A 14,834-nucleotide genomic window follows, 5' to 3' on the forward strand; every position below is an offset into this window, starting at 1 on the left:
CCCCCCAAGCGCCCGTCCCCCGTCGAGGAGCAGCCCTCAGCCGACGAGGACGACCCCGCCCGGCTTGAGATCCTGCGCCGCGAGCGCCTCCAGGAGGACATGCTCAGCCGGCCCCTCCGCCGCTTCCGCACGTCCATGCTGGTGGTGGTCGCGCTGATCCTGTCCGTCGCGGCGGCGGGCTACCTCGCGTGGTCGTTCGCGCTGCTCGGCCTGGTCGCCGCCGGCGGCGCGGCGGGCATCTGCACGTTCGCCCTGGCGCAGGGCGACAAGGCGGTGAAACACCGGGTGCAGGAGCAGCAGGCCGAGGACGAACGCCGGCGCCGCGAACGCGACCGGGAGCTGTTCCGCGCACAGGAGGAGCACGCCCAGCGCTACCGCGAGTGGCAGGAGTCGAAGGACCGCCACGACAAGCAGCTCACCTGGTACGCCGTCGCCGTGCCCGACGAGCTCGACCGCATCGACGTGGCGGGCGGCACGTTACCCGGGTGGTCGGCGCTGATCACCCTGCTCGGGGCGACCCGGCTCTACAGCGGCGGCCACCTGACCGTGCTCGACCTGTCGGAGGGCGCGATCGCGAAGGACCTGATCGAGCTGGCCCGCAAGGGCGGCGACGACCCGCTGGTCTGGGTGCTCCCGACCGACCTGCCCAAGCTCGACCTGGGCGCCACGCTCAAGCCCGAGGCGTTCGCCGACGTGCTGGCGCACGTGGTGAGCGTCAGCGAGGAGCACCGCAGCACCCGCGACCTCAGCTTCGACAACGCGATCCTGGAGCGGGTGCTCGAAGTGCTCGGGGAGAACGCCACGATCAGCCAGGTCACCGCCGCGCTGCGGGCGCTGGCGCAGGTGGGCGACCCGCGCGACGACCTGAGGTTCGGGCTGCTCACCGCTACGCAGTTGGAGCGCATCGGCACACTGTTCGGCCGCGGGGTGAGCGACCGCGTGGTGATCGAGCGGGCCTGGGCGCTGGAGTCGCAGCTGCGCAAGCTGGAGTCGCTCGGCACCGAGGCCGTACGCCTGCCGCCCGCCCGCCTGCGCGTGGTGAGCATGGACCGCCAGGCGGGCGTGTTCGGCAACCGGGTGCTCGGCACGTACGTGGCCACCGCGCTCACCCACATCCTGCGCCAGTCGCCCGCCTCGGACCGGCCCTGGTACCACACGATCATCGTCGCGGGCGCGGACAAGCTCAGGGGCGACGTGCTCGACCGGCTGATGGACGCCTGCGAGACCTCGCGTACGGGGCTCGTGCTGACGTACAGGTCGCTGACGCCGACCGTACGCGAGCGGCTGGGCCGCGGGCACGCGGCGGTGGCGTTCATGCGGCTCGGCAACGCCGAGGACGCCCGCGTCGCCAGCGAGCACGTCGGCACCGAGCACCGGCTGGAGCTGGCCCAGCTCACCGAGACCATCAGCGACTCGCTGCCGGGGCTCGACGGCGGCTACATCTCCACGGTCGCGCAGGTGGAGGACGACCCGCAGGACCGCGACGAGAGCCACGACCTGGCCGGCGACATCGCGGAGTCCACCGAGTGGGGCAGGACCGCCGACAAGATCTCGGAGAAGGAGCGGGTGCTGCAACGTTCGCGCGAGTTCCTCGTCGAGCCGCACCAGCTCCAGCAGCTGCCCACCACGTCGGTGATCGTCACGGACGCCACCTCCCAGGGCAGGCGGGTCCGGCTCGCCGACGCCAACCCGGCCATCCTGTCCTTCCCCAAGACCACTCTCGGCGAACTGGAGGACGTGCGCCACGCCGTGTTGTCCCTCGACCCGCACGCTCAGGACGGCGACGGAGAGCCCCCTCCGAACCTCGGGCCACCACCGCCACGCCTGGACTGGCGCAAGGGCAGGCAATGACATGGTCAATGTCAAGGCGACGAGCTGACGGTTGGCGGAATTTAACAAAGAACCGTCTGTGGGGGAATGAAATGCAGCCGAGCGTCTCGCTGAGCGGACCCTGGTACCGGATCCAGTCGATCGCAGCACCCTCGCGAAGTTCGTCGGCGGAATGGGATTTCGTCACCGTGCTTCCCGCGGTGCTCTCGGCGGCGCAGCGTGACCGGCCGTTCGTGATCGGCTGGTTGTCGAGAGGGTCGGGTGCGCCGCTCGAACTCATCACGAACGCGGGGCCGCTCTCGCCGCCGCGCCAACCGCGCAGGTCCACCGACTCGCCGGGCCGGCCGAGCGGGCCGCAACCGCTGCTGTTCCCCGGAGGGGCGCGTGGTGTGCAGCTCGACGAGGAATACCTCGCCGACCTGGCCGACCTGGTCTGGACGCCGTGCCCGGGGCGGCAGGCGCCGCCGCTGGGCGGCAGGGGGCGCGAATACTCCGAACTCGACCCCGACGAGCTGAAGCGTCCGACGTTGTTCGAGTCGACGCTGGTGACGCTCATGTCGCGGCCCTTCGCGTGGCTGGTGGTGGCCGAGCCGACCGATCTGCTCGACGCCGAGGTGGCGCACCTGCGTACCCAGCTCAACGTGCTCAGGCAGTACGGCGACGCCTCCGAGCGCTCCCGCTTCGACGCCGAGCGCGCCGAGCGCCGCATGCAGGAGCTGGACGCCTTCCGCGAGGCGGGGCTCTGGAACGTTCGCGTGCTGGCCGGCGGCGCCACCGCCGAGGAACTGCGGCAGATCGCGCCCGTGCTCGTCGGGTCCGTCGAGATGAGCCACCACCCGTACCGGCTGCGCAGTTCGCACGGCGCCGTGCACGCGCTGTCGGAGGCCCTCGCCATCACCATGCAGGACCCGTCCGACGGGGCGGCGGCGCCGTTCGCCGCGACCGCGGGCGCGCTGGCCGCGCTGGCGGGGCTGCCCCGGCGGGAGGTGCCAGGGGTACGGGTGCTCGACTCGGGCTTCTTCGACGTGACGTCCGAGGCCGACGGGGGCGAGCTGGAGCTGGGCGAGATCCTCGACGGCCAGGACAGGGGCGTCGGCATGTTCCAGGTGCCGCTGGCCACGCTCAACCGGCACGCGTTCATCACGGGCGCGACCGGCTCCGGCAAGTCGCAGACCGTCCGGCACCTGCTGGAGCAGCTCAGCAGGGCCCGCATCCCGTGGCTGGCCATCGAACCCGCCAAGTCGGAGTACGCCGCCATGGCCGGCCGGATCGACGACCCCCTCACGGTGATCAACCCGTCGGCGCCCGACGGCGTGCCGTTCAGCATCAACCCGCTCGAACCCGAGCCCGGCTACCCCGTCCAGGCGCACATCGACATGGTCAGGGCGCTGTTCATGGCCGCGTTCGACGCCGAGGAGCCGTTCCCGCAGATCATGTCGCTGGCCCTGCAGCGCGTCTACGAGGCCACCGGCTGGGACGTCGTCACGGGCGGCGCCGTGCCCGGCGCGAACGTCCCGCCCAGCGTCCCCACCCTCGAACAGCTCCAGCAGCACGCCATGGACGTCATCAAGGAGATCGGCTACGGCCGCGAGGTCCAGGCCGACGTCGAGGGCTTCATCTCGCTGCGGCTGCGCTCCCTGCGCGTCGGCTCGGCGGGCCGCTTCTTCGAGGGCGGGCACCCCGCCGACATCGGCGGCCTGCTGGAACGCGACGTCGTCCTCGCCATCGAGGACGTCGCCAACGACGAGGACAAGGCGTTCCTCATGGGCACGCTGATCATCAGGATCGTGGAGCACCTGCGCATGCGGGCCAGGCGGGAGAAGTCGCCCGAGCTGCGGCACGTCATCGTGATCGAGGAAGCCCACCGGCTGCTGCGCGACCGCGGCCACGGCCGCGCCTCCACCCACGCCGTCGAGCTGCTGGCCGGCCTGCTCGCCGAGATCAGGGCGTACGGCGAGGGCATCGTGGTCGCCGAGCAGATCCCGACCAAGCTCGTCTCCGACGTCGTCAAGAACACCGCGCTGAAGGTCGTGCACCGGCTGCCCGCCGAGGACGACAGGAGGCTCGTCGGCGCCGCCATGAACCTCAGCGAGGAGCAGTCCCGCCACGTCGTCTCGCTGCAGCCGGGCTCGGCCGCGGTCTTCGCGGACGGCATGGACCGGCCGCTGCGGGTGCGCGTGCCGCTGGGGGAGTCGAGGGAGAAGATCGTGCCGGGACCGCCGCCGCCCATCCGCGGCCGCAGGTCCGCGGCCTGCGGCAAGCAGTGCCGCACCGGGCAGGCGTGCACGCTGGTCGAGCTGCGCGAGGCCGACGTGCTCGCCGACGCGCCGGAGTGGGCGTGGCTGCGGATCTGGTGCGAGACGGTCGTCCTGGCGTTCGTCAGCAACCGGCCTTTGCCCGGCGTGCCGCGTTCCCTGTCGGCCGCCTGGGCCGACCTGCCGGCGCGGCGCAGGGAGTGCCTGCTGGCCACCCTGATCGAACGCTCGGTGCAGCGGCGGGCCTGGGCGTTGCGGAGCTGGTTCGACCCCGCGCTGCTGACGGAGAAGGCCGCGGAGACGGCCACGCGGCTGCTCGCCACGCTCGACAACGGCGGCGAACGGCCCGGGGCGTCGTGGGTCATCCCGCAGGTGCGCTGGCTGCACGAGGTGGACCGGCTCTTCCCGTACGGCCGCCCGGCCCCCGACCTGCGCACCCCCGCGCCGCACATGGAGTACGCCCTCTTCCGCCAGCCGAACGGCAACGGCGTCGGCGACCTCGCACCCACCGAGCTGCTCGGCCACCGCGCCAAGGCGCTGCGCCACCACCCGCTGTCGATGGAGATGGACCGCAACAGGGAGCTGGCCTGGCGGGTGATCCTCGGGGACGACGAGAACGAGTCCGTGCAGCGGGACGTCATGACGGTCGCCATCGGCATCGAGGCCTCGGCCCGGCTCCGGCACGTGGGGCAGACGATGGGGGCCGGGTGGCTGGAGGGGGTGCTGTCGTGGCCGCGCCGCTTCGTCCTGCCGTTCGACCAGGGCGGTGCTCCGGAGATCACGTTCGCCGAGCCGGCGGCGCCGTCGCCCGCCCCCGTTCCGGCGTCCTGAGGGTGGCTCCAGGGCCGTGTTTTGCTTCACGTAGGCGGGCGAAGGGGTCAACCACGACTAGGATCCATGCACATGACCCAGCTTCCTCTGCGGGCGCAACTCGCCAGTGCCCTGGGCCGTAGTGCCGCCACGCTGTCCAGGATGACCGGGCGCGGTGACGGCTCGGTGATCGGCGGGCGGGTCGGGCTGCTGCTCGAGCCCGACCTGCTGCGCAAGCTGGCCCACGACCGCAAGCTGGCGCTGATCAGCGCGACCAACGGCAAGACGACCACGACCAGGCTCGTCACCTCGGCGCTCCTGGAGCTCGGCGAGGTGGCGACCAACGCGTTCGGGGCCAACATGCCGGCCGGCCACGTCTCGGCGCTGTCCCAGCACAAGGGAGCCCCTTACGGCGTGCTCGAGGTGGACGAGAAATACCTGCCCGAGGTGCTCGACACCACCGGGGCGGGCGTCGTCTGCCTGATGAACCTCAGCCGCGACCAGATGGACCGCGCCGCCGAGATCTGGCTGCTCGCGCAGAAGTGGCGCAGGGCGCTGTCGGGCAAGCCCACCCACGTCATCGCCAACTGCGACGACCCGCTCGTCACCTGGGGCGCCTCCACGGCCGCCAAGGTCACCTGGGTCGCCGGCGGGCAGCGGTGGAAGGAAGACTCCTGGTGCTGCCCCGAGTGCGGCGGCCCGCTCGACCGCAAGGACGCCGACTGGGCGTGCCGCGAGTGCACCTTCCACCGGCCGGAGCCCCAGTGGGCGGTCGACGACGACGTGGCGCTCGACCCCGCCGGCGAGCGGTGGCTGCTCGACATCCAGCTGCCCGGCCAGGCCAACCGCTCCAACGCCGTGATGGCGCTGGCGGTGGCGGCGGCGTTCGGGGTGCCGGTCGACCGGGCGCTGCCCCGGCTGCGCGAGGTCACCTCGGTCGCGGGCCGCTACACCACGGTCGAGCGTGACGGCCGCTACGCGCGGCTGCTGCTGTCGAAGAATCCTGCGGGGTGGCTGGAGGCGTTCGACGTCGCAGACCCGCAGCTGCCCATCATCCTGTCGGTCAACGCCCAGGGCCCCGACGGCCGCGACACGTCGTGGTTGTGGGACGTCGACTACCGCATCCTGCGCGGCCGGCCCGTGTTCGTCACCGGCGAGCGCCGCCTCGACCTGGCGCTCCGGCTCGACGTGGCCGAGGTGCCGTTCACGCTGTGCGACACGTTCACCGAGGCGCTGGCCATGCAGCCGCCCGGCAAGGTCGACGTGATCGCCAACTACACCGCCTTCCAGCAGATCCGATCGGAGTTCGGTCGTGCCGTCTGACAGCGCCCTGCGTATCGTCTGGATCTACCCTGACCTGCTGAGCACCTACGGCGACCAGGGCAACGTGCTCGTCCTGGAGCGGCGGGCGCAGCTGCGGGGGGTCGAGACGGAGACGATCCACGTACGCTCGGCCGACCCGGTGCCCGAGACCGGCGACCTCTATCTCATCGGCGGCGGCGAGGACCGCCCCCAGATCCTGGCCGCCGAGCGCCTGCGCAGGGACGGCGGCCTGCACCGCGCCATCGCCGGCGGCGCGGTGCTGCTGGCGGTGTGCGCCGGCTACCAGATCATGGGCAGCACGTTCGGCGGCGAGGAGGGCCAGCCGGTCGACGGCATCGGGCTGCTCGACATCTCCAGCTCCCGCGGGCCGGCGCGGGCGGTGGGCGAGCTGGTGGCGGAGGTCGACGCCGCGCTCAACCTGCCCACGCTGACGGGCTTCGAGAACCACATGGGCGTCACCCACCTCGGCCCCGGCGTCAAGGCCCTGTCCAGGACGATCGTGGGCACCGGCAACGGCAACGGGTTCGAAGGGTGCTACGCGGGCCACGTGGTCGGCACCTACCTCCACGGCCCCGCCCTGGCCCGCAACCCGGCGCTGGCCGACCTGCTGCTCTCGTGGTGCGTGGGCGACCTGGCGCCGCTCGACGACTCCCGCTACGAAGCCCTCCGCCAGGAACGCCTCGCGTCCGTCCTGCCCGACTGACCGCCGAACCGCCGGGCCGAAGAGGCGTACGCCCGTTGACATGCAGCCAATTGGCTGCCTATCGTGAAAAAGGCAGCCGCAAGGCTGCATGAATTGGGACGGCGGTAGATGGACGAGGTGTTCAAGGCGCTGGCCGACCCCAGCCGGCGCAGGCTGCTGGACAGCCTGAACACGCGCAGCGGGCAGACCCTTCGCGAGCTGTGCGCGGAGCTCGACATGGCCAGGCAGTCGGTCAGCAAGCATCTGGGGGTGCTGGAGGCGGCCAACCTGGTGACCACCGTGTGGCGCGGCCGGGAGAAGCTGCACCACCTCAACGCCGTGCCGATCAACGCCATCGCGGACCGCTGGATCACCCGATACGACCGCCACCGGGCCCGCGCCCTGAGCGACCTCAAGACGGCATTGGAGAGCACTTCCATGACGAGCCACGATTTCGTCTACACGACCTACATCAGGACCACACCGGAACGCCTCTGGCAGGCGTTGACCGATCCCGCGTTCACCAGGCGCTACTGGGGCGTGGAGCTCGAATCCGACTGGACGGTCGGATCGACCGTGACCTGGAAGCAGTTCGGCGTCACGATGGAGGACCCCGAACAGGTCGTGCTGGAGGCCGACCCGCCGCGCCGGCTGGCGTACACGTGGCACACCTTCACGCCGGAGTTCGCCGAGAGCGTCGGCCTGAGCGGCGAGACGCGCGCCGAGATGGCCGCGGAGCCCAGGTCAACGGTGACCTTCGAGATCGGGCAGGCCGGCGAGATGGTCAGGCTGACCATCGTGCACGGCGGCTTCCCGCCGGACAGCGCCGTGCGCGACGCCGTCAGCGAAGGCTGGCCCGAACTGGCCAGCAGCCTGAAGACCCTGCTGGAGACCGGCGAGCCGCTCCCCGCGGCGGCCGGTCAGTAGACGAGGGCCTGGGCGCCCTCGGCGACCGCCTCCTCGACGAACGCCGGCGCCCCGGCGATGCGCACCCCGTCGATGAGGTCGTCGACGGTGATCTCCCTGCGGGCGGCGCACTGCGTGCAGAGCGTCACCCGCCCGCCGGCCAGCACGGCGTCGAGCAGATCGCTGAGATCGGCGGCGTGCGGCAGGCTGAACTCCTTGGCCCGCCCCGGCAGCGCGAACCACGACGCCTCGCCGGTCAGCCAGAGAGAAACGGGAACACCGCTCGCGAGCGCGGCGGCCGCGACCGTGAACGCCTGGTTGCAGCGCTCGGGCGCGTCGGCTCCCGCGGTCACCTTGATCACCAGAGATCGTGCCATGCCCGTCACCCTAACGCCCCGCACTACGCTTGGGGAGCATGGAAGAACCTGAGGTGCACCCCGACCTGGAGCCGATCGCGTTCCTGCTGGGGCGGTGGGAAGGCGCCGGCGTGGGCGGCTACCCGACGATCGAGAGCTTCAACTTCGGGCAGGAGATCGAGTTCGGCCACAACGGCAAACCGTTCCTGACGTACGTCAGCCGCACGTGGCTGCTCGACGACGCCGGCAACCGGGTCAGGCCGCTGGCCACGGAGTCGGGCTACTGGCGCCCGCAGCCCGGCAGGCAGGTCGAGGTGGTGCTCGCGCACCCGACCGGCATCGTCGAGATCTACATCGGCGAGGTCGTCTTCAACAAGATCGAGCTGCGCACCGACGTGGTGGCGCGCACGGAGTCGGCCAAGGAATACACCGCGGGTCACCGGCTCTACGGCCTCGTCAACGGCAATCTCATGTGGGCCTACGAGATGGCCGCCGTCGGACACCCGCTCACCGACCACATGTCGGCGGAGCTGAAGAAGGTAGCGTGAGCCGATGAGCACGCCATTCACACCCGCCGCCGTCCAGGCGATCAAAAGTCACATGAACGACGACCACCCCGACGACGCACTGATCATCGTACGCGGGCTCGGAGGCCGGCCGGAGGCGACGACCGCCGTGACGAGCGACGTCGACGCCGAAGGCATCGAGTTCACGGTGGACGGCGGCGAGCGGGTGCGGGTGCCGTGGGGCGAGACGCTGACCCAGCGTTCGCAGGTGCGCATGGCCGTCGTACGCCTCTACCGCGACGCGTGCGAGAAGCTGGGCATCTCACCCAGGGGTCAGCACTGACACACGGGTCCGGACATGAAGAAGGGCCCCGGGCGACACTCCGCCTGCCGAGCAGACGGGCCGGATGGACCATGGTCGGGATGACATCCCGCCCTCCGGCTGCCAGGGGCCCCGGCGGTTGCCTCGTATTCGCGAACGCCACGAGACAACGAGTCCGCAGCGCTAGCGGACAACCACCTCGCTAGTCCAACTATGAATCACCATTGTTAGGACCACCTCCTTTCCGCGTACCAACGAAGTTATGTGCTCCCCCGCCGAAGGGGCAAGCAAATATCGTCCGGCCGTCCGGCAGCAGGTCCCGGCCACGCGCCTTACACTCGGGGCATGACGGAGACGCAGTGGCACGAGCAACTCCGCGCCAAGGGCTACCGCGTGACCCCCCAGCGCCAGCTCGTCCTCGAGGCGGTCAAGGAGCTGATGCACGCCACGCCGGAGGAGATCTGCGTCAAGGTCCGTGAGACGGCCCGCGGCGTCAACATCTCGACGGTCTACCGCACGCTGGAGCTGCTCGAAGAGCTCGGCCTGGTCACCCACACCCATCTCGGGCACGGAGCGCCGACCTACCACCTGGCCTCCGAGGCCGACCACGTGCACCTGGTGTGCCGGGGCTGCGACGAGGTGATCGAGGTGCGCCCCGAGATGGCCGACGGCCTGGTCAAGGGCCTCGACGCAGAGCTCGGGTTCGTCGCCGACGTGCACCACCTGACCGTCTTCGGGCGCTGTCGCGACTGCCGATAGCCTGGGGGCATGCGTAGCCCTCTGCTCGACCTTCCCGGTGCCGTCGCCGCCGACGAGCCGGACTCCGACGTAGCCGCCCACTACGGCGACCTGTTCGCCGAGCAGCGTGCGCTGGCCAAGGGGGAGGCGGTCGTCGACCGCAGCAACCGCGAGGTGATCCGCGTCGCGGGCGCCGACCGGCTGAAATGGCTCAACGACCTGACCTCGCAGAAGCTCGACACGCTGCCCCCCGGCGAGTGGACCCAGACGCTCGACCTCGACCTGCAGGGCCGCGTGCAGCACCACATGACGCTGGTCGACGACGGCGAGAGCGTGCTGGCCCACGTCGAGCCGGGCACCGCGCAGAGCCTCGTCGACTATCTCGACCGGATGCGGTTCATGTTGCGGGTCGAGGTGTCACGGGTCGACGACCTGGCGGTGTTGTCCACGGCCGGCGAGGACCACCTGGTGCCGCGGGCCGAGCTCGGCGAGCACCTGGGCAGACCGCTGGCCGGGTTGTGGGCCTACGAAGCGCTCCGCATCGAGGCGGGCCGACCGCGGCTGGGGTTCGAGACCGACCACAAGACCATCCCGCACGAGGTCGGCTGGGTCGGCTCGGCCGTCCACCTGACCAAGGGCTGCTACCGCGGCCAGGAGACCGTGGCGCGCGTGCACAACCTGGGGCATCCGCCGCGCCGCCTGGTGTTCCTCCACCTCGACGGCAGCGTCGACACGCTGCCCCCGCACGGCGCCCCGGTGATCTTCGAAAGCCAGGAGGTCGGGGTGATCGGCACGGCGGCACGCCACCACGAGCTGGGCCCGATCGCGCTTGCCGTGGTCAAGCGCACGGTGCCGGTGGACGCGTCGCTGCTGGCCGGCGGGGTGGCCGCCACGCAGGAGGTCATCGTGCCGCCCGACGCGGGCCGCAACGTCACCATCGACCCGTCGCTGCGCCGCCGGATCCGCTGAGGCCTCACACCTCCAGAACGATGGTGATGGGGCCGTCATTGACGAGCGAGACCTTCATGTCGGCGCCGAACACCCCGGTCTCCACGTGCGCGCCCAGCGCGCGCAGCTCGTCCACGACGGCCTCCACCAGCGGCTCGGCGACCGGCCCAGGGGCCGCGGCCTGCCAGGTGGGCCGGCGGCCCTTGCGGGCGTCACCGTAGAGCGTGAACTGGCTGATCACGAGGAGCGGCGCCGACACGTCGGAGCACGACTTCTCGCCGTGCAGGACGCGCAGGCCCCACAGCTTGGCGGCGAGCCTGGCGGCCTCGGCGCGCGTGTCGCTGTGGGTGACGCCCACCAGGACGAGCAGGCCCGGCTCGGTGACCGCCCCCGCCGTCCGCCCGTCCACCTCGACCGATGCCGAACTCACTCGTTGTACGACTGCTCGCATGGACATCCATTCTGGCCCAGATGGAACCGTCCGTAGACTCGTCCAGAAAGGGGTCGTGACATGTCGGTGGTTGTGGAAGTCGTCAGGTCGGGGTTCGTGGAGTCCACGCATCAGGCCCGCATGCTGACCGTGGACGCCGAAGGGCGCCTGGCCGAGACCAGGGGCGCGGTGCACGTGCCCGCCTCGCCACGCTCGTCGCTGAAGCCGCTGCAGGCGCTCGGCATGCTCCGCGCCGGCCTGCGGCTGGAGGACGAGCTGCTCGCGCTGGCCTGCGCCTCCCACTCCGGCGAGCCGTTCCACGTCGACGGCGTCAGGAAGATCCTCGCCGAGGTGGGGCTGGAGGAGACGGCCCTGCGCTGCCCTGAGGACCACCCGTTCGACCGGACGGTGACCGAGCGCAGCCGCGTCCACATGAACTGCTCCGGCAAGCACGCCGCCATGCTGGCCACCTGCGTGGCCAACGGCTGGCCGACGGAGACCTACCTGGAGCCCAGCCATCCGCTTCAGCGCACGATCCGCGAGACGGTGGAGGAGCTGACGGGGGAGCGGATCGCGGCCACCGGAGTCGACGGGTGCGGGGCGCCGCTGATGTTCGTGTCGATGCTCGGGGTGGTCAAGGCGTTCCGTGCGTACGCGCTGTCGTCGCCCGACTCGTACGAACGCAAGATCTTCGACGCGATGCGCACCCACCCCGAATGGACCTCCGGCACCGAGCGGCCGGAGGCCGCGCTCATGCGGGCGCTGCCCGGGCTCATGGTGAAGGCGGGCGCTGAGGCGTTCGACGCGTTCGTGTTCGAGGACGGGCGGGCCGGCATCATCAAGATCGAGGACGGTTCGCAGCGCGCCCGCGTCGCCGTCACGGTGGCGGCGCTGCGCTCCCTCGGCCTCGACGCCCCCGAGCTGGCCGAGCTGGGCGCCCCGCCGGTGCTCGGCGGCGGCCGTCCGGTCGGCGAGCTACGGGTCCGCCTGCGCTGAGCGGGGCCCGCGTCAGAGGGTGCGGAACTGCCGGCTGGCGGAGATGGCGCCCGAGGTCGTCGTGGTGAACGTACGCATCGAGCCGGCGAACTTCGACAGGTCCCACTCCGCGGGGCCGTGATACCAGTAGAGGTTGTCCGACTGGTGGCCGTTGCCCGTGACCGAGGCCACCACCCGCGACCAGTGTTCCACCCCGTCGAAGATCACGGCATAGGGGAGATAGCGGGAGAACAGCTCCACCCTGTGCTGCTCGGGCACGTCGCCCAGCTCGCCGGAGAAGAGAAAGTCGCGGAAGTTCATGGTGTGCGCCAGCGCCGCCGAGCCCTTCGCGGTCTTGGCCGGCATGTACTGCCCGCCGACGGCCAGCGCGCCACCCGCGATGATCACCGCCAGCCCGAGCAGCCCGTACGTCGTGAACCAGGCCAGCGCGACCGTCGACAGCAGGCCCACGCCGATGAGCACCACGCCGATGGTCGTCCACCGGGTGCGCTCGGTGTCGGGGCGCCGGGCGAACCAGCCCTGCTCGACCACGTCCGCGTAGAGGGCGTCGCGCACCTCGCCCAGATGGGAGGTGAACGAACCGGACAACTGCGACAGCAGCACCGCGTCACGGCCGTCGAAGATGGCGTCGTAGAGCGCCCGCTCGTACGGCAGAAGCGTGTTGACGGGCGCGCTGGGCAGCCTGACGAGCATCCAGTCGGGCGCGTCGTACGTCTGGCGGGGCTGCTCGTCGATGCGCAGGTAGCCGCGGACCGCGAGGTCGACGATCGTGGCCGTGACGTCGACGACGTCGGCCTGTTCGTCCACGAGCGTGCCGATCTGGCCGGGACGTACTCCGTCGGGCGGAGCGAAATGCCCGTTCTGCACCGGGTTGATCGCGTCCTTGTCGTGGTCGGCGACCCGGGCGTCCCGGCCGCGCGTCCAGTAGAGCAGGCCGAACCCGCCGAGCAGCAGGACCAGCAGCGCGGCCAGGGCGCCGCCGGTGACGAGGTCGAGGGTGAACGCGGAGGCCAGTGAGAACCGTCTCTCCAGGATGGGGGTGCCGGTGCTGGAACCCTTCGGATAACCGACGACCACGGTCAGCGCGTCGCCCGGTGCGATGTTCTCCTGCTCGAACTCGGCCTGGGTGGCCGTGTGGTCCATGGACGCCGAGGTGCAGCCGATCGCCGAGGTCAGCTCGCCGGCGAAGCAGGACAGGTTCTGCACCTGCCCCGGGCCGCTCACCTTGACGGTCGCCTTGGCGACCTGCTGGTTCCAGCCGTTCACGGCGAACCAGCGCAGCTCCTCGACGCCGCCTGACGGCGTCACCGCGCCCTTGACGTCGTACTCCACCGTCCCGCCCGTCACGGTGAGCACGCCGTCGGCGTAGGTGCCGCCTTTGACGTTGGAGATCTGGTAAAGGCGGTCGTTGTCGTCGTCGTGCCTGGTCCTGGTGATGAACGTGCGCTTGAGCCCCCCCGACGCCCCCGTGATCTTCTCGACCACGTGCAGGGTGCCGTCCTTGCCGAGGGTCATCGTCACCTCGTCCGTTATCCCGGCCTGCGCCGCCATGGCGGGGGCTGCGGTCAACGTCAGAGCGGTGGCCGCGACGGCGGCCATCGTGAGTCTGATACCCATGGCGGCAAATCGTATCGGTTCGGACCTATCAGTCCAGCGTGGTGCACATCGGTCAGCTGGAGATCTGGATGCGCAGGCGGCGGAACCCGCGGCCCTTGCTCTCGATCTTGGCGACCTTGATGTGACCGATCTGCTTGGTGGAGGCCACGTGGGTGCCGCCGTCGGCCTGGGTGTCAAGGCCGACGACGTCGACGATGCGCACGTCCTGCACGGTCTCGGGCACGAGGTTGGTGGCCGTGCGGATGATGTCGGGGATGGCGAACGCCTCGGCCCGCGGCAGCACGCGCACGTCGATGCGCCGGTCGGCGGCGATCTCGGCGTTGCAGGCGTCCTCGACGGCCTCCTTGAACCCCGGGGGCACCTCGGGCAGGTTGAAGTCCATCCTGGCGGCCAGCTCGTCCATGTTGCCGCCGGTGACGAGGCAGCCGTAGTCGCGGAACACCACTCCGCACAGCACGTGCAGCCCCGAGTGGGTGCGCATCAGGGCCGAACGCCGCTCGTCGGCCACCGCGGCCTCGACCACCGTGCCGGCCGGCGGGACGGGGTCGCCCTCCGCCGGGATCAGCTGGAGGTCGTCGCCCTTGCGCGCCCCGACGATGCGGGTCTCGACCCCCTGCCAGAGCAGAACTCCGTGATCCGCCGGCTGGCCGCCCCCACCTGGATAGAATGCCGACCTGCTCAGCACGATCCCCTCAGGCGACGACTCCAGCACCACGGCTTCGAAGTCGCGAAGATCCTGGTCTGACAGTTCGAGCCGTTGCGTCCGCCCGTGGAGGTCGTAGGTCATATCGGCAGCCTAGCCCTCAGAGGTGGTCATGCGCGGCCTGACGTGTCGCTCCCGGATCGCGCCGGTTCTCGCGCTGATGGGCCTGTGCACGGCGTTCCTGTGCGGGTGCAACGCCGGCGCGGAGGCCTCCCCGCCGCTCGTGCCCGCCACGCCCGTCGTGCGGCCGGCCACGCCGGTCGTGATGTTCGTGGGTGACAGCTTCACCGTCGGGTCGGGGCCGGTGCCGCGCTGGGAGACCTACGCCGCGCAGGCCGCGCGCCTGCTGGGCTGGCAGCCGGTCATCGCGGGCGCGGGCGGCACCGGCTATCTCAGCGAGGGCCGGGTGGGG

The 14,834-nt window shown here is 71.1% G+C and carries 14 protein-coding genes and 1 pseudogene; 11 read left to right on the top strand and 4 right to left on the bottom strand.

Going from position 1 to position 14,834, the window contains the following annotated elements; genetic code table 11:
- From E1295_RS42650 to E1295_RS42670, 5 genes are all read left to right on the top strand, one after another.
- A partial coding sequence (locus E1295_RS42650) for a hypothetical protein (RefSeq protein WP_132640156.1) occupies positions 1-1,851 on the top strand: 1,851 nt, incomplete at its 5' end.
- 71 nt (positions 1,852-1,922) lie between these two features.
- Positions 1,923-4,916 carry an ATP-binding protein gene (locus E1295_RS42655; RefSeq protein WP_132640158.1) on the top strand — a complete coding sequence of 998 codons (2,994 nt, stop codon included), beginning with the start codon at positions 1,923-1,925 and terminating at the stop codon, positions 4,914-4,916.
- A gap of 72 nt (positions 4,917-4,988) precedes the next feature.
- Positions 4,989-6,218, top strand: coding sequence for a MurT ligase domain-containing protein (locus E1295_RS42660; RefSeq protein ID WP_132640160.1), 1,230 nt, complete (start codon positions 4,989-4,991; stop codon positions 6,216-6,218).
- Entirely contained in the window at positions 6,208-6,921 is a 714-nt protein-coding gene (locus E1295_RS42665; RefSeq protein WP_132640162.1) for a type 1 glutamine amidotransferase, read from the top strand. The genes E1295_RS42660 and E1295_RS42665 overlap by 11 nt, the downstream gene beginning before the upstream one ends.
- A gap of 108 nt (positions 6,922-7,029) precedes the next feature.
- Positions 7,030-7,827, top strand: a complete 798-nt coding sequence (locus E1295_RS42670; protein WP_132640164.1) for an ArsR/SmtB family transcription factor — start codon at positions 7,030-7,032, stop codon at positions 7,825-7,827.
- Here E1295_RS42670 and E1295_RS42675 read toward each other — a convergent pair.
- Positions 7,821-8,183: a DsrE family protein gene (locus tag E1295_RS42675; protein WP_132640166.1), complete on the bottom strand. Its 363-nt coding sequence runs from the start codon at positions 8,181-8,183 to the stop codon at positions 7,821-7,823. The genes E1295_RS42670 and E1295_RS42675 overlap by 7 nt on opposite strands.
- Before the next feature lie 38 nt (positions 8,184-8,221).
- Between E1295_RS42675 and E1295_RS42680 the strand changes: the two genes are divergently transcribed.
- From E1295_RS42680 to ygfZ, 4 genes are all read left to right on the top strand, one after another.
- Positions 8,222-8,710 (top strand): heme-binding beta-barrel domain-containing protein, encoded by a 489-nt coding sequence (locus E1295_RS42680; protein ID WP_132640168.1) that lies wholly within the window; start codon positions 8,222-8,224, stop codon positions 8,708-8,710.
- Positions 8,711-8,714: 4 nt separating this feature from the next.
- Complete coding sequence (locus tag E1295_RS42685; protein WP_132640170.1) at positions 8,715-9,011, top strand: DUF2470 domain-containing protein; 297 nt, start codon at positions 8,715-8,717, stop codon at positions 9,009-9,011.
- Between the two features lie 324 nt (positions 9,012-9,335).
- Entirely contained in the window at positions 9,336-9,749 is a 414-nt protein-coding gene (locus E1295_RS42690) for a Fur family transcriptional regulator (RefSeq protein WP_132640172.1), read from the top strand.
- A gap of 9 nt (positions 9,750-9,758) precedes the next feature.
- Positions 9,759-10,697 carry a CAF17-like 4Fe-4S cluster assembly/insertion protein YgfZ gene (gene ygfZ / locus E1295_RS42695; RefSeq protein WP_132640174.1) on the top strand — a complete coding sequence of 313 codons (939 nt, stop codon included), beginning with the start codon at positions 9,759-9,761 and terminating at the stop codon, positions 10,695-10,697.
- A gap of 4 nt (positions 10,698-10,701) precedes the next feature.
- Here ygfZ and dtd read toward each other — a convergent pair whose 3' ends face one another.
- Entirely contained in the window at positions 10,702-11,127 is a 426-nt protein-coding gene (gene dtd / locus E1295_RS42700; protein WP_132640176.1) for a D-aminoacyl-tRNA deacylase, read from the bottom strand.
- Positions 11,128-11,187: 60 nt separating this feature from the next.
- On the opposite strand from dtd, the gene E1295_RS42705 reads away from it, so the two are divergent.
- A complete protein-coding gene (locus E1295_RS42705; protein ID WP_132640178.1) occupies positions 11,188-12,102 on the top strand; it encodes an asparaginase in 915 nt (304 codons plus the stop codon).
- A 12-nt stretch (positions 12,103-12,114) separates the two neighbouring features.
- Here E1295_RS42705 and E1295_RS42710 read toward each other — a convergent pair whose 3' ends face one another.
- Both E1295_RS42710 and E1295_RS42715 read right to left on the bottom strand, forming a co-directional pair.
- Entirely contained in the window at positions 12,115-13,719 is a 1,605-nt protein-coding gene (locus E1295_RS42710; RefSeq protein WP_246081062.1) for a DUF2207 domain-containing protein, read from the bottom strand.
- A 52-nt stretch (positions 13,720-13,771) separates the two neighbouring features.
- Positions 13,772-14,506 (bottom strand): alanyl-tRNA editing protein, encoded by a 735-nt coding sequence (locus E1295_RS42715; protein WP_132640180.1) that lies wholly within the window; start codon positions 14,504-14,506, stop codon positions 13,772-13,774.
- Positions 14,507-14,534: 28 nt separating this feature from the next.
- On the opposite strand from E1295_RS42715, the pseudogene E1295_RS42720 reads away from it, so the two are divergent.
- Positions 14,535-14,834 (top strand): annotated as a pseudogene (locus E1295_RS42720) (hypothetical protein); the annotation flags it as partial.

Source organism: Nonomuraea mesophila (genome assembly GCF_004352805.1).
GTDB lineage: Bacteria > Actinomycetota > Actinomycetes > Streptosporangiales > Streptosporangiaceae > Nonomuraea > Nonomuraea longispora.

Bases quoted from the DNA above. Each gene is read 5' to 3' on its own strand.
- E1295_RS42690 (WP_132640172.1), top strand. From the start codon at position 9,336: ATGACGGAGACGCAGTGGCACGAGCAACTCCGCGCCAAGGGCTACCGC.
- E1295_RS42710 (WP_246081062.1), bottom strand. From the start codon at position 13,719: ATGGGTATCAGACTCACGATGGCCGCCGTCGCGGCCACCGCTCTGACG.
- E1295_RS42715 (WP_132640180.1), bottom strand. From the start codon at position 14,506: ATGACCTACGACCTCCACGGGCGGACGCAACGGCTCGAACTGTCAGAC.
- E1295_RS42675 (WP_132640166.1), bottom strand. From the start codon at position 8,183: ATGGCACGATCTCTGGTGATCAAGGTGACCGCGGGAGCCGACGCGCCC.
- E1295_RS42680 (WP_132640168.1), top strand. From the start codon at position 8,222: ATGGAAGAACCTGAGGTGCACCCCGACCTGGAGCCGATCGCGTTCCTG.
- E1295_RS42660 (WP_132640160.1), top strand. From the start codon at position 4,989: ATGACCCAGCTTCCTCTGCGGGCGCAACTCGCCAGTGCCCTGGGCCGT.
- E1295_RS42670 (WP_132640164.1), top strand. From the start codon at position 7,030: ATGGACGAGGTGTTCAAGGCGCTGGCCGACCCCAGCCGGCGCAGGCTG.
- E1295_RS42655 (WP_132640158.1), top strand. From the start codon at position 1,923: ATGCAGCCGAGCGTCTCGCTGAGCGGACCCTGGTACCGGATCCAGTCG.
- E1295_RS42705 (WP_132640178.1), top strand. From the start codon at position 11,188: ATGTCGGTGGTTGTGGAAGTCGTCAGGTCGGGGTTCGTGGAGTCCACG.
- E1295_RS42685 (WP_132640170.1), top strand. From the start codon at position 8,715: ATGAGCACGCCATTCACACCCGCCGCCGTCCAGGCGATCAAAAGTCAC.
- dtd (WP_132640176.1), bottom strand. From the start codon at position 11,127: ATGCGAGCAGTCGTACAACGAGTGAGTTCGGCATCGGTCGAGGTGGAC.
- ygfZ (WP_132640174.1), top strand. From the start codon at position 9,759: ATGCGTAGCCCTCTGCTCGACCTTCCCGGTGCCGTCGCCGCCGACGAG.